Here is a 25,268-nt window from a genome sequence, read left to right on the forward strand (position 1 = left end):
GTCATGGCCATGCCGCTCCGTCAGTCCATCCGGGTCGGGACCTATCTCTTCGAACAGAAGCTCCGCAAGCGGGACAAGTTCCCGTTGATCGTCGAGCTGGAGCCGCTGTTCGCCTGCAACCTCAAGTGCGAGGGCTGCGGCAAGATCCAGCACCCGGCAGGCGTGCTCAAGCAGCGGATGCCGGTCGCGCAGGCGGTGGGCGCCGTCCTGGAGTCCGGCGCGCCGATGGTGTCCATCGCCGGCGGCGAGCCGCTGATGCATCCTCAGATCCACGAGATCGCACGCCAGTTGGTGGCGAAGAGGAAGTACGTCTTCCTGTGCACCAACGCGATGCTGCTGCGCAAGAAGCTCGACGACTTCACCCCCTCGCCGTACTTCGCCTTCGCCGTGCACATCGACGGACTGCGCGAGCGGCACGACGAATCCGTCGCCAAGGAGGGCGTGTTCGACGAGGCGGTGGCGGCCATCAAGGAGGCCAAGCGGCGCGGCTTCCGGGTCACCACCAATTCGACCTTCTTCAACACCGACACCCCGCAGACCGTCATCGAGGTGCTCAACTTCCTCAACGACGACCTCCAGGTCGACGAAATGATGATCTCGCCCGCCTACGCCTACGAAAAGGCCCCCGACCAGGAGCACTTCCTCGGCGTCGAACAGACCAGGGAACTCTTCAGGAAGGCGTTCGCGGGCGGAAACCGGCGGCGCTGGCGGCTCAACCACTCGCCACTCTTCCTGGACTTCCTGGAGGGCAAGGCCGACTTCCCGTGCACCGCGTGGGCGATCCCCAACTACTCGCTCTTCGGGTGGCAGCGCCCCTGCTATCTGATGAGTGACGGCTACGTCCCGACGTACCGCGAACTCATCGAGGAGACCGACTGGGACAAGTACGGCCGCGGCAAGGACCCGCGCTGCGCCAACTGCATGGCGCACTGCGGCTACGAGCCCACCGCCGTCCTCGCCACCATGGGCTCCCTCAAGGAGTCGCTGCGGGCCATCCGCGAGACCGTCAACGGGAACACCACGTCATGAACGGCGAGTTCGACCTGCGGGCGCTGCTGGCCGAGCGCGGCGGCGAACGCTACGAGCTGCACGCCCGCCACCTCAACCACCAGCTCCCGCGGATGCTCCACACCATCGGCTTCGACCGGACGTACGTACGGGCCGAGGGGGCGCACTTCTGGGACGCCGAGGGCAACGACTACCTCGACATGCTCGCCGGCTTCGGCGTCATGGGGCTCGGCCGGCACCACCCGGTCGTCCGCAAGGCGCTGCACGACGTCCTCGACGCACAGCTCGCCGACCTCACCCGCTTCGACTGCCCGCCGCTGCCCGGACTGCTCGCCGAGCGGCTGCTCGCGCACAGCCCGCACCTGGACCGGGTCTTCTTCGGCAACAGCGGCACGGAGGCCGTCGAGACGGCCCTGAAGTTCGCCCGGTACGCCACCGGGCGGCCCAGGATCGTCTACTGCGCGCACGCCTTCCACGGCCTGACCACCGGCTCCCTCTCCGTGAACGGGGAGAAAGGTTTCCGGGACGGCTTCGCGCCGCTGCTGCCCGACACGGCGATCGAGCTCGGCGACCTCGACGCCCTGGAGCGGGAGCTGCGCAGGGGCGACGTGGCCGGCTTCGTCGTCGAGCCCGTCCAGGGCAAGGGCGTGCACGAGGCGCCGCCCGGTTTCCTGCGCGCCGCCCAGGAGCTGCTCCACCGGCACGGCGCGCTGCTGATCGCCGACGAGGTGCAGACCGGCCTCGGCCGGACCGGCGACTTCTACGCGTACCAGCACGAGGACGGCGTCGAGCCCGACCTGGTCTGCGTCGCCAAGGCGCTCTCCGGCGGTTACGTGCCGGTCGGCGCCACCCTCGGCAAGGACTGGATCTTCAAGAAGGTCTACTCCTCGATGGACCGGGTGCTGGTCCACTCGGCCAGCTTCGGCTCCAACGCGCAGGCCATGGCCGCGGGGCTCGCCGTGCTCGCGGTCATGGAGGCCGAGGACACCGTCGCGCACGTCCGCCGGACCGGCGACCTGCTCGCCTCCCGGCTGCGCGAGCTCGTACCGCGCTACGAGCTGCTCAAGGAGATCCGCGGCCGCGGCCTGATGATCGGCATCGAGTTCGGCCGGCCGTCCTCGCTCGGCCTGCGCAGCCGATGGACCATGCTCCAGGCGGCCCGCAAGGGCCTCTTCGCCCAGATGGTCGTGGTGCCGCTGCTCCAGCGCCACCACATCCTGACCCAGGTGTCCGGCGACCATCTGGAGGTGATCAAGCTCATCCCGCCGCTGATCATCGACGAGACGGACGTCGACCGCTTCGTGACCGCCTTCACGGCCGTCATGGACGACGCCCACGGCGGCGGCGGACTGATGTGGGACTTCGGAAAGACGCTGGTCAAGCAGGCGGTGGCCCAGCGCTGAAGGCGGGCTGACCGGATCGCGCCGAGCGGGTTTTGCCTCTGAGGCAAGAAAGTTGCCTCAGAGGCACGGGCCTGGCGCAATGGACACATGGACCACGTCACCGACGCCGTACCGGACGTCGCCCCTCAGCTGCGGGCCCTGCGCCGGCGGCGCGGGCTCACCCTGGAGGCGGCCGCCCAGCGCGCCGGACTCTCACCGGCCCATCTGTCGCGGCTCGAGACCGGGAACCGGCAGCCCTCGCTGCCGATGCTGCTCGCGCTCTCCCGCATCTACGGTACGACGGTCTCCGAGCTGCTCGGCGAGGCGCCGCCGGAGCGCGACCCGGTCGTCCGGGCCGGGCGCTCCGAGCCGGTCGAGGCCGACGGCTGGATCTATCGCCAGGCCGGCGGCGCCGGGCGCGCCCTGCAGTGTCTGCGGGTCCACGTCCCGTACGCCACCCGCGCCGACATCGTGCGCGTCCACCCCGGCGAGGAGTGGATCCACGTCCTGGAAGGCCGGGTGCGGCTCGCGCTCGGCGAGGCGGTGCACGTCCTCGATCCCGGGGACAGCGCCCACTTCGACTCGCTCACCCCGCACCGGATCGGTGCCGCCACCCAGGCCGGGGCGGAGCTGCTGTTCGTCCACACCCTGATGCAGAGCCCCGCCGCCGAACTGTGCCTCGGCGACGGAACTCCGCACCGCCGCTAGGTCGAGAAAGGACCGACATGTCCGAGAAGTCCGTACCGGTCACCGGCGAGGAGCGCGGTGAGGGCAAGTTCCCCAAGGGCCTGGTGCTCCGGCTCTTCGCGTATCTGGTCGCCGGCCACCTCTTCGCCGCCTTCCTCTACCTGCTCTTCGCGATGGGGGCGAAGTAGCGGGGACCGGAACGGCGGACGCTACGCCTCCGTGAGCATCCGCTCGCGCAGCCGCTCCCGGGTCTCCGGGGCCAGCTTCAGGCCCTCGGCGAGATAGGCGTCCACCGAGCCCCAGGTCGCCTCGATCGCCTCGAAGGCCGTCTGCAGATATTCCACCCGCGCGTCGAAGAGCGGCGCGAGCAGCTCCATCACCTCCGGCGACATGGCGTCCGGGGCGGTGGAGCTGCGCTGCACCTTGTAGCGGCGGTGCGGGGCGTTGGACTTCAGGTAGTCCGCCTCGATCGCCTCGCGCTCGACGCCGAGCGCCAGCAGGGATATCGCGATCGCCAGGCCCGCGCGGTCCTTGCCGGCCGCACAGTGCATCAGGACGGGGACGCTGTCCTCGGCCATCGCGTGCAGGATCCGGCTGTGCTCGGCCGTCTTCTCCACAATCATCTTCCGGTACGAACCGGACATCCGGGCCGCGGCCTTGCCGTCCGCCAGGAGCTCGCGCAGCTGCGCCAGGTCGCCCGTGCGCACCAGCTTCCAGAACTCCTTGCCGTCGGCCGGGTCGCTCAGGGGGATGTTCACGTTCCGTGTCCCCGGAAGGTCCACGTCCGGTCCCTCGACCTTCCGGTCCGCGTCGTTGCGGAAGTCGAACACCGTGTGCAGGGCCAGGGTGGTGAGGAACGCGGCGTCCTCCGGGGTGGCGTGCGCCAGGTGGCCGCTGCGGAAGAGGCGCCCGGGGCGCACCTCCCGGCCGTCCGTGGTCGGCAGCCCGCCCAGGTCACGGAAGTTGCGTACGCCGACGAGCTCGGGCTCGGTGGTCGCTTGCGTCACGGTTGCTCCTGGTCTCTCGAGATCGGTTCCTCGGGCAATCATCCAGGGTCAGTAGCCCCGGGCATACCCCCTCGGGGCGGGAATGGGTGATCTGTCCGTATTGTGGGTTTGGTGATAACGCGCCCTGGTTGCAGGGGAGATGGGAATCGGGGCGTGAGCAGCGTCATAAACGTGACGGACCGTGCCTGATCGTCTTTTTCAAATTCCCTTGGGGAAAGGGAAAACGAGAGTTCGTCATCGACGCAGGGTGACCAGAATTCCGGCCGGATATCGCGCGATCAAGAGTGGCCGAAAAACCGTGGCTTGTTCCCGTCGGCCCGGCTCGTCTAGCGTCGCGCTCAATCCGGACGGACCGCCGAATCCTGCCGCCGCCCGGAATCCGCACCCACCCGTGTCAGGCAGGAGCGGGGGACCCAGGTACTTTGCCGATCCCTCGACGCAGCACCCACGAAGGACGGCTCGGGGTGAAGCCGCGCGACCGCGCGGCCGGACATCTCCAGTCCGAACCCGACAGCTCACCTCGCAGGCGACGGAGAGGAATTCACCATGCCCGCGAAGGGTAAGCACCGCCGTCCCAAGGTCAACCCGATCAGCCGCGGGTTCGTCGCCGCCGGCGCGGGCGGCGCGGTCGTCGCGCTCCCGCTGATCGGTGCGACCGGCGCCCACGCCGCCGAGCAGGCCGCTCCCGCCGTGGCGCACCAGCGCGTCGCCGCCGTGGCTCCCGCCGCCGTCACCCCCGCCGCCGTCACTCCCGCCCAGGCCCACGCCGCCGCCCCGGTCTCGTACACCGTGGTCCGCGGCGACTACCTGTCGAAGATCGCCACCGAGCACCACCTGGCCGGCGGCTGGCACAAGCTCTACCGCGACAACCGCCAGGTCATCGGCGAGAACCCCTCGCTGATCCTGCCCGGCATGAAGCTGACCCTCGGCGCCAAGAACCACGCCGAGCCGCACGCGGCCAAGGCCCGCCCGGCGAAGTCCCAGGCGGCCGGGACCGGCGGCGAGCAGCGCGCCTCGCGCAGCGCCGAGCGCTCCGCCGCGACCACCTCCGCCCCGGCCGCCGCCCCGGCCCCGGCCGCGACGGCCACCTCCTCCGGCTGGGTCGTCCCGGTCAGCGGCGGCATCTCCACCCCGTACAAGCAGCCGGGCTCCATGTGGTCCTCCGGCTACCACACCGGCGTCGACTTCATCGCCGACACCGGCACGGCCGTCCACGCGGTCGGCCCCGGCACCGTCTACTCCGCCGGCTGGGGCGGCGCCTACGGCAACCAGATCGTCATCCAGCACGCCGACGGCACCTTCTCCCAGTACGGCCACCTCTCCTCCATCTCGGTGAGCGCCGGGCAGACCGTCACCGGCGGCCAGGTCATCGGCCTCTCCGGCGCGACCGGCAACGTCACCGGACCGCACCTGCACTTCGAGATGCGCACAGGGCCGGACTACGGCTCCGACATCGACCCGCTGGCCGCGCTGCGCCAGCACGGCGTCAACATCTGACGCCTCTGACGAACCGTCAGCAGGAAGCCCCGGCACGATCCCGTGCCGGGGCTTCGCTTATTCCTGATTGACGTGATCTTTACCAGGTGGCATATGTCACCCGCCGTCAACCCCTCCTTACGGTCGCGTAGGTCACACACATAAGGGAAAGATGAGTTCCCGTGGCAGACGATTCGAGATCACGAGACAAGAACGCATTCGGGTCGTACGCGGCGATCGGTGACAGCTTCACCGAGGGCGTGGGAGACCCCGGGCCCGACGGGAATTTCGTCGGCTGGGCGGACCGGTTCGCGGTCCTGCTCGCCGACCAGCTGCCTGAGCACGACGCCTTCCGCTACGCCAACCTGGCCGTACGGGGGCGCCTTCTCGACCAGATCGTCACGGAACAGGTCCCACGGGCGAAGGAACTCGCCCCGGACCTGGTGACCTTCTGCGCCGGGGGCAACGACATCATCCGCCCCGGGACCGACCCCGACGACGTCGCCGAGCGCTTCGAGCGCGCCGTCGCCGACCTGACCTCCGCCGTCGGCACCGTCATGGTGACGACCGGCTTCGACACCAAGGAAGTGGCGCTCCTCAAGCACCTGCGCGGCAAGATCGCCACGTACAACGGGCACGTCCGGGCCATCGCCGACCGCTACGGCTGCCCTGTGCTCGACCTGTGGTCGCTCAGGTCCGTCCAGGACCGCCGCGCCTGGGACGAGGACCGGCTGCACCTCTCGCCCGAGGGCCACACCCGGGTCGCGCTGCGCGCCGCCCAGGTCCTCGGCCTGCCGGTGCCGGCCGACCCGGAGCAGCCGTGGCCGCCGCTGCCGCCGCGGGGCGCCCTGGAGGTCACCAAGGACGACATCCACTGGGCCAAGGAGCACCTGGTCCCGTGGATCGGGCGCCGGCTGCGCGGCGAGAGCTCCGGCGACCACGTCGAGGCCAAGCGCCCCGATCTGCTGCCGCTCTGACGCCGTTGCAGGCGGCGCCTGAGAGGGCGTCTCACCACCGACTGTTCGCCGGGACGCGTTCCAGGACGCCCCCGGCGAACACGTCGTACAGCGGCAGCGTCTCCAGGTGGACGTAGCCGATGTGGCAGTCGCACCGCGCGAGCGGGCAGGCGCGGGGGCGCAGCGCGGCGCGGTACGAACCGTCGTAGAGGTTGCCGAGCTCGGCGCGGACGAAGTGGCAGCGGCGTACCGTCCCATCGCCGTCCACCGAGACGACCGACTCGCCCGTGCGGCACGGCAGCCCGGCCGAGCGGTGCGGATGGCGGCTGTACGGGAAGAGCGGGTCGAGCGCCGTCCAGTCGGCGGCCTCCGCGTCGGTGTAGGTGTGGCCCTCCGCCGCGTTCACCCACAGATAGACCTCGTCCGGCAGCTCGGCGCGCAGCCGGCGGGCGTGCTCGCGGTGCTCGGGCAGCCCGACGACGCCGACGCTGAAGCGGATGCCGCGCCCGGCGAGCGACCGGCACTTGCCGAGGAAGCGCTCGTACGGCGTCTGCCCGGGGTGGTAGGTGCACCACAGGGCCACCGTCTCCGGGTCGGCCTCGTCCAGCCACTCCGTGCGGCAGCTCAGATTGGTCTGGATCGCCACCCGCTCCACGTGCGGCAGCCGGGACAGCTCGACGATCGTGCGCCGGTACCAGGACCGCACCAGGCCCTCGCCCCACGGGGTGAACAGGATCCGCAGCCGGTCCCCGGTCTGCCCGGCGGCCCAGCCGGCGAAGCGCTCCAGGGCCGCCCGGTCGGCCCGCAACTGTTCTGTGCTGTCACGCCGCTTGGCGAACGGGCAGTACGGACAGTCGTAGTCGCAGGAGGCGAGCGGCCCCCGGTAGAGCAGAGTCAGATCCATGGCGTGGGTCCCCCGGTCACTTCGTCTCGTACGCGGCCATCGCCGCCCGCACCGCCGGCGAGAACAGCTCCGGTCCGAGCCCGTCCGAGTGCGCCAGGCCCTCGGGCGAGAGCCGCAGCAGCCCGGCCGGGGCGCCGGTGTCCAGCCAGCCCCACTTCTCGAAGCGGGCCAGTTCGCCGGCGAAGTCCTCGAACGGCGAGCCGCCGAACCGGGCCGTGTAGTCGTCGAGCGGCATGCCCTCGGCCTGGAGCAGCGACTGGAGCAGATGGCGGCGGCGCGCCTCCGCCGCGTCGACCCGGCGGCCCACCTCGGCCCGGGAGAAGTCCTCCGTGCCCGTGTAGGTGTCGATGATCCGGCGTATCTCGGGCATGCCGACCGCGTAGTCGAAGGAGTAGTGCAGCGTCGAGGTGTACGACCGGGCGCCGCAGCCCAGGCCGATCATGCCGTCCGTCTGGCAGGCGTAGTCGTCGGGGCCCAGCGGCGGCGCGTCGGCACGCCGGAACATGCGCATCGACACCTGCTCGTAGCCCCGGGCGAGGAGATGGTCCCGGCCGTGCCGGTAGAGCCGCAGCCGCTGCTCGTCCCACTCCCGGTCGGCCGCCGCCGGGTCCTGCACCCGGCCCAGGCCGGTGAGCGGGCGCACGTACAGCGGGTACAGATAGAGCTCCTCCGGCCGCCAGGCGAGCGCGGCGTCGAGCGAGCGGCGCCAGGACTCCTCGGTCTGGCCGTCGATCCCGTAGATCAGGTCGATGTTGAGGACCGGCACGCCGGTCTCCCGGATCCGGCCGAGGGCCGCCTCGACGTCGGCCCGGCGCTGCGGGCGCACGGCGGCCCTGGCCTCGGCCTCGACGAAGCTCTGCACGCCGATGCTCAGCCGGGTCGCGCCGCGCTCGGCGAGCACGGCGAGCCGGTCGGCGGTCGCGGTGGCCGGCGAGGTCTCCACGGACAGCGGCACCGCCCTGAGGTCGGCGCCCATGCGCCGCTCGGCGATGTCGCAGAGCCGCTCCAGCTCGCCGGCGGTGAGGAAGGTCGGCGTGCCGCCGCCGAAGGCGGCCGTGGCGAACCGCACCGGCGCCGCGTCGCCCAGCGCCTCCCGCACGGCCGTCGCCTGCCGGTCGAGGGCGTCCAGATAGCGGGTGGTGAGCTCGTCCGGGGCGCCGATCCGGGTGAACAGGTTGCAGAAGCCGCAGCGGACCTCGCAGAACGGGATGTGCGCGTAGAGGGAGAGCGCGTCCTTCGGCTCGTCCGCCCAGAGCGCGGCGAGCGACGGCCGCTCGGGCAGCGGACGGTACGCGGTCTTGTGCGGATAGGCGTAGACGTAACTGCGGTACGGGCGCGGGGTGCCGGTCGGGGTGGTCACGCGGCCTCCTCCCCGGCGCGAGCGGAGTCACCGGCCGCCGGTCCCGGGAGCGTGAACTGCGCGTACGGCACCGTCCACACCGACTCGTGGCCCAGCCGGTGGCCGGTGAAGCCGTCGTCCCCGTACGCCGTGCCGTGGTCCGAGCAGACGATCGTGAAGCAGTCGCGGCGGCTGCTCATCGCCGCGAAGAGGCGTCCGATGTGCCGGTCCACGTACTCCAGGGCGGCGGCGTGGGTGGCCCGGGAGTCGCCTGCCTCGCGGGTCGCGCCCGGCAGATGGAACCAGTTGGGCTGGTGCAGCGCCGAGACGTTCACGAACAGGAAGAGCCGGCGGGCCCGGGGGAGCCGGGCCACGACCTCCTCGGCGCGGGCCACCTGCGACTCGAAGGAGGTCGGCGAGGCGACCCCGAACGAGGGCTCCCAGTGGCTCTCCTGGAAGAGGCCCGGCAGCACGCTGCCGAGCGGCGGCTGCCCGTTGAAGAAGCCGACCCCGCCCACGCACACCGTGCGGTAGCCCTCGTGAGCGAGCGCCGACACCAGGTCGGGCGTGTCGTGGAAGACATAGGTGCCGTCCGCCGTGGTCTCGCTGCCCGCGAACCGGGCCGCGAAGAGCCGTGGATGCGGGCCGGGCGCCGCCGGGGTGGGCAGGAAGCCCGCGAAGATGGCCTGGTGGGAGGCGTAGGTGAAGCTGCCGGGCGCGTGCCTCCGCTCCCAGGCCCCGCCGGGCAGATGCCGGGCCAGGTTCGGTATGCGGCCCGCGGCGGCGAGCTCGGCCGCCACGTCGTAGCGCAGGGTGTCGAGGGTGACGAGGAGCAGATCGTGGCTGCCCACGATCTCGTTCATGTCGGGGGCGCGCTCGGCGGTTTTCATGGGGTTCACGGCGTGCTGGTTTCTGTGGTGGAGCGGACGGATCGCGTACGGAGCAGGGCGGCGACCTGGGCCGCGTAGGTGTCCAGGCCCTCGGCGCCGCTGCCCGGCAGGCCCGTGAGCCCGGGGAGCAGATCGCCGAAGGCGTTGACCTCGCCGACGGCGAAGCGGCGCCAGCCGGTGCCGGGCAGCAGGTCGACGCCCACGCAGCGGGTGCCGGGGAAGGCCGCGGCCGCCGCCTCGCAGACCGCGAGCGCGTCCTGGAACCGGCCGCCGGCCGCGGCGATCGCCTCCCGCGCGGCGGCCAGGTCGCCGCGGGCGCCGCCCAGGTGGAGGTTGGTCATGGGGGAGCGGCTGGTGCGGACGACGGCATGGGTGGCCCGGCCGTCGACCACGACCACCCGCAGGTCGGCCGCCCGGCCGTGCTGTGCGGCCTTGGGCAGCCAGCGCTCGATGTGCAGGCCGTCGGGTGCGAGGGCGTCCACGATCGCCGCGACCTCGCCCTCGGTGCCGTAGCGCCGCACCCGCAGCGAGTTGAAGAGGCTGCCGTCCGGGGTGCGTTCCACCGAGGTGGTGGCCTGCACCCGGCCGCCGCCGGCGGTCTCGACCGCGACGACGCCCGAGGCCGACGAACCGTGCGCGAGCTTCACGAACACCCGGCGCAGCCCGGCATCGGCCATCAGCGTCCGCACGTCCGCCCAGCCCCGTACGGCCGGCGCCGCCGGGCCGGAGGTGGGGGAGTCCGGCACCGGGACCCCGGCGGCCCGCAGCCGCCCGTGGGTCAGCCGCTTGTCGAAGAGCACGGCCGTCTCGGCCGGATCGTCCACCAGGGCCGCCCCGGCCTCGCCCACCCGGGCGGCGAGCCCCGACAGTTCGCTCGTGAACCGCTCGTACCAGCGCCGCGAGCCCTCCACCCGGGCCGGGTCGTCCGCGCCGCGCAGCAGCCGGTCGACCGCCCCGTCCTCGCCGGGCGTGTCGACCCGGACGGTCTCCCCGGCCCGGAACCCCGCGCGGCCGCGGAGCACGTCGAGCCACGGCACGACGCGCGCCGCGGGCAGGCCGGCGGCGCGCACCGCGTCCTGGAAGAGGCCGACCCGGCGGGTGCCGGGGTTGCCCACGACGACCGGGTGGAGGCCCGCGGCGGGGCTCATTCGCCGACCGCGGTGTACCGGTAGAGCGTGCCGTCGAACTCGTCCGGGACCTGCCGGTCGCTGACGTCCACGGCGACGCCGTGCGGCGCGAGCGCGGCCGTGATCCGCCCGGCCGTCTCCTCGGAGAGGTAGTGGTGCGACAGGTCGAGCCGCTGGAGGTGGGTGAGCGACTGCCCGGCGAGCAGCGCCTCGGCGCCCTTGTCGGTGAGCACACCCATGGACAGGTCGAGTTCGGCCAGGCGCGTCACGACCGGAGCGGTCGCGACGGCGGCCGCCACGTCGTCCTGGGTGTCGCTGTTGCGCAGCCCGAGATACCGCAGCGCGGGCAGCCGGGTTCCGGTCAGGATCGGCTCCAGGTCGGCCGGCGTGACGTCGTTGCCGTAGTCGTCCCGGCCGAGCCACAGCTCCAGGTGCTCCAGGGCGGGCAGGTCGCAGGCGCCGATGTCCCGCACCACGGAGGCCGGCAGCCCGCCGGTCTGCACGACCAGGCGGCGCAGTCCCTCGTGCCGCAGCGGCGGGAACTCCAGGCCGCTCGCGCCGCGGACGGCGAGCGTGTGCAGCCCGGGGTAGGCGGCCGGCAGCGGGGTGACGTCGGACTGCATGATCCAGGAGATCTCGCAGTCCTCGGAGAGCATGTCGCCGAGGAACACCGCCTCAAGGGCGGGCAGTCGGTCCTTCGCGCCCGCGAGCGCCTCGACGATGGCGGCCGAGGAGGTGTCGTACGCCTCGTCCCAGCCGCCGACGATGATCGCCCGCACCCGCGTGGTGTCGACCGTGGCGAGGAAGCGCTCGAACAGCGGCTGCCACAGCTCGTCGTCGTCCTCGGCGTACGTCGCCGCGAACAGTCGCCAGGCCACCGCGTCGGGGTCGGGCAGCTCGGCCGGCACGCCGGGCACGGGGAACTGGAACACGGGCAGGCCGTGGAACTCGCGCAGGTAATCCCGAATAGTCATGACGTGCTCCCAGACACCGGACCTGAGGCCGGACGGCGTTGATCGGCTGACGCGAGAAGTTGTACCAAGCGGCACTGACAACACCCCCCGGCGGGCCCGGGGGACGGGGCTGGCCACCCACGACACGCGCGTCCGGAACGAAATCTGATGATTTGTCTGATAATCATCACTCGTGCATGTATGCCGCGCCCATGTCGCCCTTCTCAGCCTGCTGTTCGCCGCGACCGCGCTCCTCGCCGCGCTCCCGGCCACCGCCCACGCCGACACGCCCGGGCCAGGCGACCGGTCCCTCGCGCCCCAGGCCGCCTTCACCATCTCCGGGCTCGACCTCCACGACGCCCAGATCGCCAAGTTCGGCGACACGTACTACATGTACGGAACGATGTACGGCTGCGGCTTCCAGTGGTACGTCGCGCCCACGCCCTGGTGCGGCTTCGGCGTCTCCACCGCGCCCGCGCCGCAGGGCCCCTGGAGCACCCCGAGACCGCTGTTCGACCCCGGCTCCGTCGACCCGTGGACCCACACGTCCTGGCAGGACACCTGCGGCGGCACCGGACAGGGCTGCTTCAACGCGCGGATGATCCGCCGCACCGGATGGGGCAAGGACGACGGCGTCTTCGTCCTCTGGTTCAACAGCCCCCGCCACTACTCGCTCGACCGCAAGAACGCCTACAACGCGATGGGCTGCGCCTCCGCGGCCGGCCCCTGCGGACCCGGCGCCACCCCGAACGGCTCGTACCACAAGCCCGCGCTCTCCTTCTGCACCGGCAACGGCGACTTCGGCTTCATCGCCTCCGGCGCCCCCGGCGGCCGCCCCGCCCTCGTCTGCACACACGTGGGCAGCGCCCAGATCGACATCGAGGAACTCGACCTCTGGGGCACCGGCGGCCACGGCGTCGGCGTGAGCAAGGTCGCCGGGCTCAGCCAGGTCGAGGGTCCGGGCGGCTACTGGGATCCCGTACAGCGCCACTACGTCCTCACCTACGCGGACCCCGCCTGCGGCTACTGCGCCGGCACCCCGATCGGCTACGCCACCGCGCCCTCGCTCTACTCCGGCTGGACCGCACCCGGCAACGTCGGCTGGAGCGCACCCGCCTACGGCCGCCGCATCTTCAACGGCAACAGCTGCGGCGGCCAGCCGAGAACCGTCGCCGTGCTCGACGGCCGCCCGTGGCAGATCATCGACCTCTGGCTCGGCACCCGCAACGAGGCCGCGGCCGCCACCCACGTCGTACCGCTGTCGTACACGCCGACGCAGGGCATCGCCGGTGACGGCCGGGTATGGCGCCCGCCGCTGGCCCTGGCGTGCTGAGGCGGGGCTGGGGGTACGGCCGGCCCCCGCCCCCCGCGCAGTGTGCGGGCTGGGGGGTACGGCCGCCCCCCGCCCCCGCACGGTGTGCGGGCTGGGAGTACGGCCGGCCCCGACCCCCCCCCGCACAGGGTGGGGGCGGGGGGTATGGCAGGCCCCCGCACCGTGTGTGACCGGGGCAAATCCCGGCAAGGCGCCCCCCTGGGACCCGGGCCCCGGCGCGGGACGGCGCGAGCCGCCCATAATGGGGAGATCCTCGACTTCAGGAGGTCTCGTGACCGGCACTGGCTCCGACCACACGCTGCGGGCACGGCTGCGCGCGCTGCGCCCCGCGGCCTTCGGCGCCGACGCGGCGGGAGAGCGCTGGGAGCGCATCCTCCGTTCCCCGAACTTCGCCGACGGGGTCTTCGTGAACCCCGAGCCCGCCCGGCACCGGCCGTCCGGCGGGGCCGTCGAGTTCGCCAAGGTGTACTTCGAGAAGGAGGCCCGGGCGAAGCGCGCCCCGGCCGGCCGGATCCCCGTGCACCCCACCACCGTGGCCGACCTCGCCCGGCCGCCGGCCACCGGGCTGCGGCTCACCTGGATGGGCCACTCCAGCGTCCTCGCCGAGATCGACGGGCACCGGGTGCTCTTCGACCCGGTCTGGGGAGACCGCTGCTCGCCCTTCGCCTTCGTCGGTCCGAAGCGGCTGCACCCGGTCCCCGTGCCGCTCGCCGCCCTCGGCCCGGTCGACGTCGTGGTGATCTCCCACGACCACTACGACCACCTCGACCTGCCGACGATCAAGGCGCTGGCCGGCACCGACACCGTCTTCGCGGTGCCGCTCGGTGTCGGCGCCCACCTGGAGCGCTGGGGCGTCCGCGCCGCCCGGATCCGCGAGCTCGACTGGAACGAGTCCACCACCGTCCGCGACCTGCGCCTCACCGCTACCCCCGCCCGCCACTTCTGCGGCCGCGGCCTGCGCAACCAGCAGCACACCCTGTGGGCCTCCTGGGCCGTCGAGGGCCCCGCGCACCGGATCTACCACAGCGGCGACACCGGCTACTTCCCCGGCTTCAAGGACATCGGCACGGCCCACGGCCCCTTCGACGCCACCATGATCCAGCTCGGCGCCTACTCCGAGTACTGGCCCGACATCCACATGACCCCGGCCGAGGGCCTGCGCGCCCACCTCGACCTGCAGGGCGGCGGTCCGCACGGCGTGCTGCTGCCGATCCACTGGGGCACCTTCAACCTGGCCCCGCACCCGTGGGCGGAGCCGGGGGAGTGGACGAAGTACGAGGCCGAGGAGGCCGGCCAGGCGGTGGCGTTCCCGCGTCCTGGCGAGCCCTTCGAGCCGGCGGGGAAGCTGCCGGGGGAGCCGTGGTGGCGCGAGGCGTCCCATCCGATCGCGGACCCGTGGCGGCGCCCGCGGAGTGCCGAGGGCGTGGCCGAGCCGAGCAGGGGGGATCTGGACCTCGCCGGCGAGCGGTGACGTCAGCCGAGGGCGACCGGGCGGAGGTCGTGCGGATGCCGGCGTGTCTGCCGCCTGCGATGTGCGACCGCCTGGTGCAGGCCGGGCCTGCCGTGTCGGCACGAGCCGGACCGTCCGCCCGAGGCGCAGGCTTTGGCCGTATGCCTTCGTCGAGGCTAGGGTGTGCCGCCGTACTCGGCGGTTCGCTCCCCTGGAGAAGGTGGGAATGGGGCTCACAGACGCAGACCACGCGGGACTGGTCGTCGCGGCGCAGGCCGGTGACGACCGGGCGCGCGAGGAGCTGATCGCCGCGTACCTGCCGCTGGTCTACAACATCGTCCGGCGAGCCCTGAGCGGACATGCCGATGTCGACGACGTCGTCCAGGAGAGCCTGCTGCGTGTGGTGCGCGACCTGCCTTCCCTGCGTGCCCCGGAGAGCTTCCGTTCCTGGCTCGTCTCGATCACACTCCGTCAGATCAACACCCATCTGCACCGGAAGCACGCCTTCGCCGACCGGACCACGGTCATCGACGAGGCACACCGGATACCGGATGCCGGCGCCGAGCCCGTGGACGCGGCCATCCTGCGGCTGCATGTGTCGGACGAGCGTCGTCGCGTCGTCGAAGCCGGCCGGTGGCTCGACCCGGACCATCGGGTGCTGCTGTCGCTGTGGTGGCAGGAATGCGCCGGCCTGCTGAGCCGGGAGGACATCGCCGCCGCGACGGGGCTCACGGTCGCCCACGTCGGAGTGCGCCTGCAACGCATGCGCGAGCAGCTGGAGGCGTGCCGGACGATCGTCGTCGCACTGCAAGCCGACCCGCGCTGCCGGCAGTTGGACGAGACCGTCGTAGGCTGGGACGGCCTTCCCGCATCGGTGTGGCGCAAGCGGATCACGCGGCACACCCGTGACTGTCCGGTCTGCATGGCGGCGTCGGTCGAACGGGTTCCGGCCGAACTCCTGCCCCTCGGGCTCGCGACGCTGGCCGTACCGGCCGCACTCATCGCCACGCTGGCCGCCAAGGGCCTGCTGTCCGGTGCCACCGTGAGCGCGGCCGGGCTGGGCACGGCACCCGTCGCCGTCGGCGCGGCGACGGGCGGAGGCGGTCTGCACAGCACGCTGTTCGGCAAACTCCACGCGGCGACCACTGCTCATCCGTTCGTGAGCCTCGCTGCCGGCGCGGTGCTCATCGCGGGGACCGCCACCTACGCGGCCTGGCCCGAACCGGCGCATCGGGAGCCCGGCGTCATCGCCGCTCCCACGGTCGGCCGTCCCGCGCCGACCCCGTCGCGCACCACCGCGTCGGCCGAACCGTCTCCGACGAGCCCGCCCTCGACGAGCCCGTCCCCGGCGCGGCCCTCCCCGGCGAGCCCGTCCGCCGCCGCAGTCACCGTTCCGCTGGGCGCGCGATCGCTCGAGTCGGCGGACCAGCCGGGCCTGTTCGCCACTTACGACGGCGACTTCGTGACGCTCGGTCCCGTATCGGCGTCCAGTAGCGCGCAGGCACGGCAGCGAGGCACTTTCACGGTCGTCGGGGGGCTGGCCGACCCACGGTGCGTCACCTTCCGTGCTGCGGACGGCCGGTATCTTCGCCACTCCTACCTGCGGCTACGGCTGAGCACCGACGACGGCAGCGCACTTTTCCGTGAGGACGCGACATTCTGTCCCCGTCCCGGGGCGGTCGCCGGCTCGGTGACCCTGCATGCGCACAACTATCCCGGCTCGGTCCTCCGCCACCGCGACGGTGGTGTGTGGCTCGACGGCTCCGACGGCACGCCGGTCTTCGCCGGCCAGGCTTCCTTCATCGTGCGCGGGGCCTGGGCCTGACCACCCGCTCCTCGGGTGATCCGGCCGGTCGTCCTCTCTCTACGGGCGCGGCCGGACCTTCGCGCTCGGCATAACGCTTTCTGTCTGCGAGATGCATCACCAGGCAATCCTGCGGGCGGCGCGACTTTTCTGTTACGAGCCCGCGCGCTCACAAGCCTCCACTTCAGGGGTGTCCCTCCTGCCGCCCGCCATGACATGCCGGCGTGGCAGGCCGACTTCCCCGACTGACGTATCCCCTGAAGAAAGTTCCTCCCATGACGCAGCACATCCACGAACTCCGGGCGACCGGTACGCAGGGCCCCCGAGGAGAATCATGAAGGGCCTGCACCGACTCCGCCGGCGACGCCGGACATGGGCGATCGGACTGTCGGCCACGGCGCTGGTGGCCGGCGTCGTGACGCTCCTCCCCGGCTCCGCCGGAGCCGCAGGCCTGGGGACCCAGGCGGCCCCTTCGGGCAGGTACTTCGGCACGGCCGTGGCCGCCGGCAGGCTCGGCGACCCCGCGTACACCGCGATCGCCGACCGGGAGTTCAACATGATCACCCCGGAGAACGAGATGAAGTGGGACGCCGTCGAACCGTCCCGCGGCCACTTCGACTTCGGCCCCGCGGACCGGATCGTCGACCGTGCCCTGGCACACGGCCAGCGCCTGCGCGGCCACACCACGGTCTGGCACTCGCAGCTTCCCTCCTGGGTGGGTTCCCTCCGCGACGCGACGACCCTGCGCAGCGTCATGAACCACCACATCACCACCGAGGTGGCCCACTTCAAGGGCAAGATCTACGCCTGGGACGTCGTCAACGAGGCGTTCGCCGACGGTGGCAGTGGCCGGCTCCGCGACTCGGTCTTCCAGAAGGTGCTCGGCGACGGCTTCGTCGAGGAGGCGTTCCGCACCGCCCGTGCGGCCGACTCCTCCGCCAAGCTCTGCTACAACGACTACAACATCGAGAACTGGCCGGACGCCAAGACCCAGGGCGTCTACCGCATGGTCAAGGACTTCAAGTCCCGCGGCGTGCCCATCGACTGCGTCGGGTTCCAGAGCCACTTCGGGGCGGGCGGCCCGCCGGCGTCCTTCAAGACCACCCTGGCCGGCTTCGCCGCCCTGGGCGTCGACGTCCAGATCACCGAGCTGGACATCGCCCAGGCATCACCCACCCACTACGCGAACACGGTCAGCACCTGCCTCTCCGTGGCCCGGTGCACCGGCATCACCGTGTGGGGCGTCCGTGACAGCGACTCCTGGCGCCGCGGCGAAAGCCCCCTGCTGTTCGACAGCGACGGCAAGCCCAAGCCCGCCTACACCGCCGTCATGAACACCCTCCATTCCGGCTCCGGCACCACTCCGGCCGAGCCGAACGGCGGTACCGGGGAGATCAAGGGCGTGGCCTCCGGCCGCTGTCTCGACATCCCCGGATCCGCCACCGCCAACGGCACCCGGGCGCAACTGTGGGACTGCAGCGGACAGACCAACCAGCGCTGGACCCACACCGTCGCGAAGCAGCTGAAGGTGTACGGCAACAAGTGCCTGGACGCCCAGGGCAAGGGCACCACCAACGGCACCCCGGTGGTCATCTGGGACTGCAACGGCGGCACCAACCAGCAGTGGAACCTCCACACGGACGGCTCGATCACCGGCGTCCAGTCCGGGCTGTGCCTCGACGCCGTCGGCGCCGCCACCGCGAACGGCACCAGGATCCAGCTCTACACCTGTGCGTCCGTCGGCAACCAGAAGTGGACCGGCCCCTCGTGGACGGGCGACGGCACGTGCGCCCTTCCGCCGACGTACAAGTGGAGTTCGACGGGTCCCCTCGCACAGCCGTCGAACGGGTGGGCCGCGGTGAAGGACTTCACCCACGTGATGCTGGGCGGCAAGCACCTGGTGTACGCGTCGAGCGCGTCGGGAAGCTCGTACGGCTCGATGGCGTTCAGCCCCTTCACGAACTGGTCCGACATGGCGTCGGCCGGCCAGAAGAAGATGAGCCAGAACGCGGTGGCGCCCACCCTGTTCTACTTCGCGCCCAAGAGGATCTGGGTCCTCGCCTACCAGTGGGGTGCGTCGCCCTTCAGCTACCGCACGTCCAGCGACCCCGCCGACCCCAACGGCTGGTCCGCGCCGCAGCCTCTCTTCACCGGCAGCATCCCCCGCACCGAATCCGGCACCGGCCCGATCGACCAGACCCTGATCGGCGACGAGAAGAACATGTACCTGTTCTTCGCCGGCGACAACGGCAGGATCTACCGGGCGAGCATGCCGATCGGGAACTTCCCGGGCAACTTCGGCTCGTCGTACACGACGGTCATGAGCGACACGGCGAAGAACCTCTTCGAGGCGCCGCAGGTCTACAAGGTCCAGGGCCAGAACCAGTACCTCATGATCGTCGAGGCCCGGGGCGCGAACGAGCGGCGCTACTTCCGCTCGTTCACGGCCGCCGGCCTGAGCGGCGCGTGGACCCCGCAGGCCGGCAGCGAGAGCAACCCCTTCGCGGGCAAGGCCAACAGCGGCGCCACCTGGACCGACGACATCAGCCACGGCGACCTGGTCCGCACCGACCCCGACCAGACCATGACCGTCGACCCCTGCAACCTGCAGTTCCTGTACCAGGGCAAGTCCCCCACCGCGGACGGCCCCTACGACCAACTGCCGTACCGGCCGGGCGTCCTCACCCTGCAGCGCTGACCTGCCCGACCCACGGTTCCCCAAGGAGAAACACCCCCCATGAACAACCCCACGAACGGCGGGCGCCGCGGACGCCACCGCCGTCGCAGGACCGCCACCGTCCTGCTGCTCGGAGTGCCCGCCACCGTCGTGCCGTACCTCCTGTTCGTGCAGGACGACTCGCAGGCCGCGACGGTCGACGACAGTGCCTACTACAAGCTGGTCTCCGTGCGCAGCGGCAAGGTGCTGGACGTCAACGCCTTCTCCACCGCTGACGGCACCCGTATTCAGCAGTGGACCGACCAGAACACGGCCAACCAGCAGTGGAGGCTGAGGTCCACCGGCGACGGCTACTACGAGCTGGTGAACCGCAACAGCGGCAAAGTGCTCGGCATAGCGGGCGATTCGCCCGCGCAGGCGGCTGCCGCCGAGCAGCAGACCGACCGCTCCTCCGCCTCCCAGGAGTGGCGGATCGACGACGTGAGCGGTTCCGGCGCCGTCACCCTCACCTCCCGCAGGAGCGGCCAGGTCCTGGACGTCTCCGGAGGCTCCACGGCCGACGGCGCGGCAGTCATCCAGTACCCCGGCCATGGCAGCACCAACCAGCAGTGGAAGCTGGTGAGGACGGCCGAGGCCCCGGCCACCGGGACCGGGCCGTACGTGTGGAACAACGCCCAGGTGGTGGGCGGAGGTTACGTCACCGGCCTGGTGTTCAACCCGCGGGAGAAGGGCCTGCTGTACGCGCGTACCGACATGGGTGGCGCCTACCGCTGGGACAGCGCGGCCGAGCAGTGGATCCCGCTGACCGACTGGATCGGCGAGAAGGACTGGAACCTCCTGGGCATCGACGCGCTGGCCACCGACCCCGTCGACCCCGACCGGCTCTACCTCGCGGCCGGCACCTACACCAACGAGTGGGCCGGCAACGGCGCACTCCTGCGCTCCACCGACCGGGGCCGCACCTTCCAGCGCACCGACCTGCCGTTCAAGCTGGGCGGCAACGAGGACGGCCGCGGGGCGGGCGAACGGCTCGTGATCGACCCCTCGGACCACCGCACCCTGCTGCTCGGCACCCGCAAGAACGGCCTGTGGCGCAGCACGGACAGCGGCGCGACATGGCGACAGGTCTCCTCGTTCCCCGTCAAGGACGGAGCGAGCAGCGGCGCGGGCATCTCCTTCGTGACGTACGGCCCGGCCGGCAGCAACACGGTCTACGCCGGCGTCGCCGACAAGTCCACCTCCCTGTACCGCTCCACCGACGGCGGCACCACCTGGCAGGCCGTCCCCGGTCAGCCCACCGGCAGGTTCCCGCAGCACGGCGTCCTCTCCGGCGACGGCGCGCTCTACCTGACGTACACCGACGCCCTCGGACCGAACGGTGTGACCGCGGGCTCGGTGTGGAAGTACACGCCGAGCGGCGGCGGGGCGTGGAAGAACGTCTCCCCGTCCAGCGGCTCCTACGGGTTCTCCGGCCTGGCCGTCGACCCGCGCAAGCCGTCCACGGTGATGGTCACCAGCCTCGACCGCTGGTGGCCCGAGGACGAGATCTACCGCACCACCGACGGCGGCACGACCTGGAAGGAGCTGGCGGACAAGTCGGTGCGGAACGCCTCCGGCGCTCCCTACGTCGGCACCCACACCGGGCACTGGATGACCGCCCTGGCCATCGACCCGTTCGACTCCGGTCACGTGCTGTACGGCACCGGCAACGGCATCTGGCGCAGCAAGGACGCCACCGCCACCGACAGCGGCGGCACCAGCCACTGGGCCGCCGGGGCGCGGGGGCTTGAGGAGACCGCGCTGATGGACGCGATCGCCCCGCCCGGCGGCGCCGCCGTCATCACCGCCATGGGCGACCAGGGCGGCTTCCGGCACGATGACCTGACCAGGGTGCCGACCGGGCGGCTAGACAACCCGATGATGACCAACAGCACCGACATCGACTTCGCCCAGTCGAACCCCGGGGTGATGGTCCGCGTCGGTCGCGGCGGCGCGCAGGACGGCGCCTACTCCACCGACGGCGGCAGCAGCTGGAACGGCTTCAAGACGGAGCCGGTGGCAGGTGCCCAGGACGGTCATGTCGCGATCGCGGCGGACGGCTCCACCATCGTCTGGACCCAGGCCGGTCAGGCCCCTTACCGCTCGACCGACAAGGGGGCGAGCTGGTCGAAGGCCGGCGGCCTGGGCACCGACGCCGTCGTCGTCGCCGACCGCTCCTCGGCCGGGACCTTCTACTCCCTGTCCGGTGGCACGCTCCACGCCAGCACCGACGGCGGCGCGACCTTCACCGCCCGCGCCACGAACCTGCCCGCCGGCCGGCTCACCGCCGTTCCCGGCGTCCCGGGGGACCTGTGGATCGCCGGCGGCGCCCAGGGGCTGCTGCACTCCACCGACGGCGGCCGCACCTTCACCACGCTCACCGCGGTGCAGTCCGCCTCCGCCCTCGGCTTCGGCAAGGCCGCACCCGGCGCCTCCTACCAGGCGCTCTACCTGATCGGCACCGTCAAGGACGTCACCGGCGTCTTCCGCTCCACCGACAAGGGCGCCACCTGGCTCCGCGTCAACGACGACGCCCACCAGTGGGGCAGCATCGGAGGCGTCGGCGTCATCACCGGCGACCCCGACACCTTCGGCCGCGTGTACGTCGGCACCAACGGACGCGGCCTCCAGTACGGCGACCCGTCCTGACGCCGACACCGGTGCGGACCCGCGTCTGACGTCCGCGCCGGCGTGACGTCCGCGAGGGGAAGCCGCCCTCCTGACCGGTGCGACATCCGGTCGGAGGGCGGTCTTCCGTCGCAGCGCACGGCACCGTTCGCGGTGCAGGGCCGGATCTCCGGGATGTGGTCGACTCGTACCTCGCCGACCGGGCCGGGACCATCGCGCTCTGCCTCCGGGACACCACGGCCACCCGCCCCGGCGAATGGTCCGACCCGGATCTCCTGAACCCGTGATCCGCACCCGGTCAGCCGGTCAGCCGGTCAGTCCAGGATCGTGGCGATCCCGCGCCGCCGGAGGTCGTCCAGGCCGTTCCGCATGGTCTCGATCTGCTCGGGCGAGTGTCCGGCCCAGTCCGTCAGCTCCGACACGACCCGGACCGGCTCACGGGTGCGGTAGGAGCGGGTGGGGTTGCCCGGGAACTTGCGGTCCGTGACGTTCGGGTCGTCCTCCAGCTCACCCGTCGGCTCGACCACGTAGATCCGCCCCGGGCCCTCGCCGGCCGCCAGCTCGGCACCCCACACCGCGGCGTCCAGGGTCTCGGAGACGTACACATGGCGGGAGGTGCGCCCCTCCTCGTAGTTGGACGAGCGACCGGGCGTCAGCAGGTCGCCCGGCGCGAGGTCGGCCTTCGTACCGTGGAGGTACGTGCCCTCCGCGTACACCTGGAAGGGGACAGGGGCGTTGGTCATGGACTGCTCCTTCGACCTGGACGGCAGGGACGACCTGGACGGCAGGGACGGCCTGGACGGCCTGGACGGCCCGGATGACCTCGGCGACCTGGACTCGTGGCTCCGGACGACCAGGGAACCACGAGCCCGGGTCGAGCGGGGGCTCAACCGGGCAGCAGCCGCCGTTGCCCGGCCGGCAGCCTGGGCCACCAGTGGGCGTAGCGGTGGTAGAGCCGCGGATCGCGCGCCGCCAGCAGGGAGTACAGCGCCAGGGCCTCCTCCGCCAGCGCGTCCCACACCTCTTCCGGCAGCTCGTGGAAGGCCGTCGCCTCGATCCCGCCCTCGACGGGCCGCCACACCCCCGCGACCCAGCCGTCGACCAGCAGCGTCGGCAGCACGTCGCCGTTGACCCGGATCACCGCCCGCCGGTATTCCGGCGGCACCACCCGGCCCCGGTCCGCGTACGCGAGCAGGACGCTGTCCCACATGCCGAGCAGCCGCGGCGGCGCGGGCGTCTCGCCGGCCGGCCGCCCGGCCCCCGGCAGGTCGAACAGCTCGCCGCCGTCCGGCCCTTCGAGCCGTTCCACCGCGTCGTCCAGCTCCCGCAACGCCTCCCGTACGGGACCTCGCCGCACCATCGCGAACTGCGCCACGTCCGCCACCGACGCCGGCCCGAAACCCTCCAGATAGCGCACGACGAGCCGCCGCAGTGCCCCGGGCTCCCCCTCGCGCCCCGCAGCCGGTGGACCGCCGCCCGCCGCCACGTACGACGGGCGCTCCCCGAACGACCAGGGCCCGCCGGTCGGATGGTGGTGCAGCGGCGCGTACCCGCGCAGCCCCCACCAGGCCCCGTCCCGGGCCGCCGCGCCCACCCGTTCCGCGAGCCACCCCTTGATCTCCGCGGTGCCCCGCGGCACCTCGGCGAACGCGAGCAGTCCCGGCACGAGGTTCTGCACCTCGGTGGGCGGCAGCCCGGTCCGGGACCCGAGCCGCGACGCGTACAGCGTCGGTTGCACGGCCTCCCGGAACACCCGGTAGTCCTCGGCGTGCACGGCGTGCAGCGTGATCCGCATCAGCGTCGCCTTGACCACCTCGCGCTGTGCGAACGCGGCGTCCAGCGCCGCCGGATCGAACCCGGACAGCCGGTTCCACAGCGCCACATACGGCGAGCCGGCGTGCTGCGCCTGCAACGCGACCACCCGCCGCACGCCCTCGGCGACCTCCAGGGGTGCCCGCTCCAGGAGCAGTTGACGGTGGAGGGTGGCCCTGTTGAGTTCACGCGCGCTGATCCTCACGGTCCGCATTCTCCCGGCCGGCCCGCCAGGAAGCGACGGTGGGGCGGCACGCGGGGTGTGGCGAGGCACCGGTCCCGAGGGGACCGGTGCCTGCGGGCGTCCGGGGACGCGGCGGTCGTCAGGTGCCGTCGGCCGCGCCGGTCGTCCTCGTATGACGGAGCAGGGCCGTGGCGGCCAGGGCGATCACCGCGGCGGAACTCAGCACCGCCAGGGCCTGCGCCCAGGCGAACCGGGAGCCGAGACTGCTCGCGAGGAGGTCGACGGCGCGCACACCGGCCAGCGCGTGGAGCCCGACGATCCCGACGGCGACCGCCGCCGCCGCGGCCCAGGCGGTGACGCTGTCCCGTACGGCCACCCACATCGCGGCGATCAGACAGCACGCGGTGACCACGACCGACACCATCGCCGCGGTGCCTCCGGAGCGCAGTCCGTGCACGTCGGTCGGCAGATGGATCAGGCCGCAGGCGAACAGCGCGGCCGCCGCGGGCCAGCGCAGCGCCGACCGCAGCGCGGTGGACGGGGTGTGGCTGCCCGGACCCGCCGCCAGCGCCTGGTTCAGGGGCGATCTGGCCGACCGCAGGGCCTCGCGCACCCGCTTCGATCGTCTGCCGTCCGCCGACATCGTCGGCACGGCCGCTCCGGCGGCGGCCGCCCGTGCCGGGGCATCCGCCTCACCACCCGCGGCCGAGCCGGTGCTGGTGCCGGTGCCGGTGCCGGTGCCGGTGCTGGTGCCGGTGCCGGTGCCGGTGGCGGTGCCGGTGGCGGTGGCGGTGCCGGTGGCGTTGCCAGGGCCGGCGGCGCGCCAACTGCTGCCGTCGGCACCGATGATGTTCACGAGCTCGACGATGTCCTCGATCGGCCGGCCCAGCGCCGCGGCGCGCAGCGTGGTCTCGGCCTGGTGGAGGTCGTAGCCCGACTCGTTGAGCAGCACGACCAGCTGCCGCACCTCGTCGAGGGGGCGGGAGACCGCCGCGGCGCGCAGCGCCACGTCGGCGGGGGAGGACACCTCACCGGACTCCTTGAGCTGGGCGACGAGCGCGGCGACCTCGGTCACCGGACGCTCGGTGGCCGCCGTCCACAGCAGCGTGTGGATGGCTTCCTCGCCGTCCTCGTCCTGCGGCGCGCGCTCCGGCGCCGGCTCGGGCGTCTCCGGAGGCGGGGTCCCGGGCGGTACGGGCTCCGGTGCGGTCGTCCGCGGGGCTACCGGCAAGGGAGAGCCCGACAGCGGTGCGTCGTCCCCGGGTGCGGCCGGGGTGGCCGAGCCGGCCGGGGCGGCCCGGGCGGACTCGACCGGGTCCGTCGCGGCCGGCTCCGGCGGGTGCGGGGATATCGGCGGCGGGGCGGGGGAGGTCGGGGAGGTCGGAGCCGGTGCGCGGAAGGGGAACGGCCGGGGGCCGTCGTCCGCGGGATCGCTGTCGAAGAGGTCGGGGGTCATGGTGCTCCGTTCGTGGACACCCAGTCAGGGCGTCCACCGTGACTGACTCGCGGCGCGTCGAAGAAACGCCCACGTGGACACCACTAGTGCGCAGTTCGGCACGTTGCGCCATCCGGGAATCGTCCCTGATGGGCCGACGGAGCGAAAGAAAGGTCC

The 25,268-nt window shown here is 72.4% G+C and carries 20 protein-coding genes and 1 riboswitch; of the genes, 11 read left to right on the plus strand and 9 right to left on the minus strand.

Annotated elements, in window-relative coordinates; genetic code table 11:
- Window positions 1-3: 3 nt before the first annotated feature.
- The 4 genes from hpnH (at window position 4) to ACIRSU_RS07315 (ending at window position 3,265) form a co-directional block, all read left to right on the plus strand.
- Window positions 4-1,029 (plus strand): adenosyl-hopene transferase HpnH, encoded by a 1,026-nt coding sequence (gene hpnH, locus ACIRSU_RS07300; protein WP_403789736.1) that lies wholly within the window; start codon window positions 4-6, stop codon window positions 1,027-1,029.
- A complete protein-coding gene (locus tag ACIRSU_RS07305; protein WP_403789737.1) occupies window positions 1,026-2,411 on the plus strand; it encodes an aspartate aminotransferase family protein in 1,386 nt (461 codons plus the stop codon). The genes hpnH and ACIRSU_RS07305 overlap by 4 nt, the downstream gene beginning before the upstream one ends.
- Before the next feature lie 87 nt (window positions 2,412-2,498).
- Window positions 2,499-3,098: a helix-turn-helix domain-containing protein gene (locus ACIRSU_RS07310; protein ID WP_403789738.1), complete on the plus strand. Its 600-nt coding sequence runs from the start codon at window positions 2,499-2,501 to the stop codon at window positions 3,096-3,098.
- A gap of 17 nt (window positions 3,099-3,115) precedes the next feature.
- Window positions 3,116-3,265, plus strand: coding sequence for a DUF6126 family protein (locus ACIRSU_RS07315; RefSeq protein ID WP_389206824.1), 150 nt, complete (start codon window positions 3,116-3,118; stop codon window positions 3,263-3,265).
- A 21-nt stretch (window positions 3,266-3,286) separates the two neighbouring features.
- Here the strand turns inward: ACIRSU_RS07315 and ACIRSU_RS07320 are convergent, their stop codons facing one another.
- Entirely contained in the window at window positions 3,287-4,126 is an 840-nt protein-coding gene (locus ACIRSU_RS07320) for a tyrosine-protein phosphatase (RefSeq protein WP_403789739.1), read from the minus strand.
- Window positions 4,127-4,460: 334 nt separating this feature from the next.
- Window positions 4,461-4,626, plus strand: a riboswitch (cyclic di-AMP (ydaO/yuaA leader).
- A 4-nt stretch (window positions 4,627-4,630) separates the two neighbouring features.
- Here ACIRSU_RS07320 and ACIRSU_RS07325 point away from each other — a divergent pair.
- Entirely contained in the window at window positions 4,631-5,581 is a 951-nt protein-coding gene (locus ACIRSU_RS07325) for a peptidoglycan DD-metalloendopeptidase family protein (protein WP_403789741.1), read from the plus strand.
- Window positions 5,582-5,742: 161 nt separating this feature from the next.
- Window positions 5,743-6,537, plus strand: coding sequence for an SGNH/GDSL hydrolase family protein (locus tag ACIRSU_RS07330; RefSeq protein WP_403789742.1), 795 nt, complete (start codon window positions 5,743-5,745; stop codon window positions 6,535-6,537).
- A gap of 31 nt (window positions 6,538-6,568) precedes the next feature.
- Here ACIRSU_RS07330 and ACIRSU_RS07335 read toward each other — a convergent pair whose 3' ends face one another.
- The 5 genes from ACIRSU_RS07335 to ACIRSU_RS07355 are packed head-to-tail and all read right to left on the minus strand — an operon-like array spanning window position 6,569 to window position 11,750.
- Window positions 6,569-7,420: an STM4011 family radical SAM protein gene (locus ACIRSU_RS07335; protein WP_403789743.1), complete on the minus strand. Its 852-nt coding sequence runs from the start codon at window positions 7,418-7,420 to the stop codon at window positions 6,569-6,571.
- A gap of 16 nt (window positions 7,421-7,436) precedes the next feature.
- Window positions 7,437-8,780, minus strand: coding sequence for an STM4012 family radical SAM protein (locus tag ACIRSU_RS07340; RefSeq protein ID WP_403789744.1), 1,344 nt, complete (start codon window positions 8,778-8,780; stop codon window positions 7,437-7,439).
- Window positions 8,777-9,622, minus strand: coding sequence for an STM4013/SEN3800 family hydrolase (locus tag ACIRSU_RS07345; RefSeq protein WP_403790207.1), 846 nt, complete (start codon window positions 9,620-9,622; stop codon window positions 8,777-8,779). The genes ACIRSU_RS07340 and ACIRSU_RS07345 overlap by 4 nt, the downstream gene beginning before the upstream one ends.
- 32 nt (window positions 9,623-9,654) lie before the next feature.
- Window positions 9,655-10,797, minus strand: coding sequence for an STM4014 family protein (locus ACIRSU_RS07350; protein WP_403789745.1), 1,143 nt, complete (start codon window positions 10,795-10,797; stop codon window positions 9,655-9,657).
- Window positions 10,794-11,750: an STM4015 family protein gene (locus ACIRSU_RS07355; protein ID WP_403789746.1), complete on the minus strand. Its 957-nt coding sequence runs from the start codon at window positions 11,748-11,750 to the stop codon at window positions 10,794-10,796. Before ACIRSU_RS07355 ends, ACIRSU_RS07350 begins: the two co-directional genes overlap by 4 nt.
- Window positions 11,751-11,922: 172 nt before the next feature.
- Here ACIRSU_RS07355 and ACIRSU_RS07360 point away from each other — a divergent pair, with 172 nt between their 5' ends.
- From ACIRSU_RS07360 to ACIRSU_RS07380, 5 genes are all read left to right on the plus strand, one after another.
- Complete coding sequence (locus tag ACIRSU_RS07360) at window positions 11,923-13,062, plus strand: hypothetical protein (protein WP_403789747.1); 1,140 nt, start codon at window positions 11,923-11,925, stop codon at window positions 13,060-13,062.
- A gap of 271 nt (window positions 13,063-13,333) precedes the next feature.
- Complete coding sequence (locus ACIRSU_RS07365) at window positions 13,334-14,533, plus strand: MBL fold metallo-hydrolase (RefSeq protein WP_403789748.1); 1,200 nt, start codon at window positions 13,334-13,336, stop codon at window positions 14,531-14,533.
- A 43-nt stretch (window positions 14,534-14,576) separates the two neighbouring features.
- A complete protein-coding gene (locus ACIRSU_RS07370; protein ID WP_403789749.1) occupies window positions 14,577-16,337 on the plus strand; it encodes a sigma-70 family RNA polymerase sigma factor in 1,761 nt (586 codons plus the stop codon).
- 313 nt (window positions 16,338-16,650) lie between these two features.
- Complete coding sequence (locus ACIRSU_RS07375) at window positions 16,651-19,014, plus strand: non-reducing end alpha-L-arabinofuranosidase family hydrolase (RefSeq protein WP_403789750.1); 2,364 nt, start codon at window positions 16,651-16,653, stop codon at window positions 19,012-19,014.
- 39 nt (window positions 19,015-19,053) lie between these two features.
- Window positions 19,054-21,681, plus strand: a complete 2,628-nt coding sequence (locus tag ACIRSU_RS07380) for an RICIN domain-containing protein (RefSeq protein ID WP_403789751.1) — start codon at window positions 19,054-19,056, stop codon at window positions 21,679-21,681.
- Window positions 21,682-21,974: 293 nt separating this feature from the next.
- On the opposite strand, the gene arr is transcribed toward ACIRSU_RS07380, so the two are convergent.
- From arr to ACIRSU_RS07395, 3 genes are all read right to left on the minus strand, one after another.
- The gene (gene arr / locus ACIRSU_RS07385) at window positions 21,975-22,403 is read right to left on the minus strand and encodes an NAD(+)--rifampin ADP-ribosyltransferase (RefSeq protein ID WP_403789752.1); all 429 of its coding nucleotides are present in this window, start codon (window positions 22,401-22,403) and stop codon (window positions 21,975-21,977) included.
- A 143-nt stretch (window positions 22,404-22,546) separates the two neighbouring features.
- The gene (locus tag ACIRSU_RS07390; protein ID WP_403789753.1) at window positions 22,547-23,677 is read right to left on the minus strand and encodes a winged helix DNA-binding domain-containing protein; all 1,131 of its coding nucleotides are present in this window, start codon (window positions 23,675-23,677) and stop codon (window positions 22,547-22,549) included.
- Window positions 23,678-23,795: 118 nt separating this feature from the next.
- Window positions 23,796-25,112, minus strand: coding sequence for a hypothetical protein (locus tag ACIRSU_RS07395; RefSeq protein ID WP_403789754.1), 1,317 nt, complete (start codon window positions 25,110-25,112; stop codon window positions 23,796-23,798).
- Window positions 25,113-25,268 lie beyond the last annotated feature (156 nt).

Source organism: Streptomyces sp. NPDC101160, assembly GCF_044768205.1.
GTDB lineage: Bacteria > Actinomycetota > Actinomycetes > Streptomycetales > Streptomycetaceae > Streptomyces.

Coding starts and splice junctions, on each gene's coding strand:
- hpnH (WP_403789736.1), top strand. CDS start 4: ATGGCCATGCCGCTCCGTCAGTCCATCCGGGTCGGGACCTATCTCTTC.
- ACIRSU_RS07305 (WP_403789737.1), top strand. CDS start 1,026: ATGAACGGCGAGTTCGACCTGCGGGCGCTGCTGGCCGAGCGCGGCGGC.
- ACIRSU_RS07310 (WP_403789738.1), top strand. CDS start 2,499: ATGGACCACGTCACCGACGCCGTACCGGACGTCGCCCCTCAGCTGCGG.
- ACIRSU_RS07315 (WP_389206824.1), top strand. CDS start 3,116: ATGTCCGAGAAGTCCGTACCGGTCACCGGCGAGGAGCGCGGTGAGGGC.
- ACIRSU_RS07320 (WP_403789739.1), bottom strand. CDS start 4,126: ATGATTGCCCGAGGAACCGATCTCGAGAGACCAGGAGCAACCGTGACG.
- ACIRSU_RS07325 (WP_403789741.1), top strand. CDS start 4,631: ATGCCCGCGAAGGGTAAGCACCGCCGTCCCAAGGTCAACCCGATCAGC.
- ACIRSU_RS07335 (WP_403789743.1), bottom strand. CDS start 7,420: ATGGATCTGACTCTGCTCTACCGGGGGCCGCTCGCCTCCTGCGACTAC.
- ACIRSU_RS07345 (WP_403790207.1), bottom strand. CDS start 9,622: ATGAACGAGATCGTGGGCAGCCACGATCTGCTCCTCGTCACCCTCGAC.
- ACIRSU_RS07350 (WP_403789745.1), bottom strand. CDS start 10,797: ATGAGCCCCGCCGCGGGCCTCCACCCGGTCGTCGTGGGCAACCCCGGC.
- ACIRSU_RS07355 (WP_403789746.1), bottom strand. CDS start 11,750: ATGACTATTCGGGATTACCTGCGCGAGTTCCACGGCCTGCCCGTGTTC.
- ACIRSU_RS07375 (WP_403789750.1), top strand. CDS start 16,651: ATGAAGGGCCTGCACCGACTCCGCCGGCGACGCCGGACATGGGCGATC.
- ACIRSU_RS07380 (WP_403789751.1), top strand. CDS start 19,054: ATGAACAACCCCACGAACGGCGGGCGCCGCGGACGCCACCGCCGTCGC.
- arr (WP_403789752.1), bottom strand. CDS start 22,403: ATGACCAACGCCCCTGTCCCCTTCCAGGTGTACGCGGAGGGCACGTAC.
- ACIRSU_RS07395 (WP_403789754.1), bottom strand. CDS start 25,112: ATGACCCCCGACCTCTTCGACAGCGATCCCGCGGACGACGGCCCCCGG.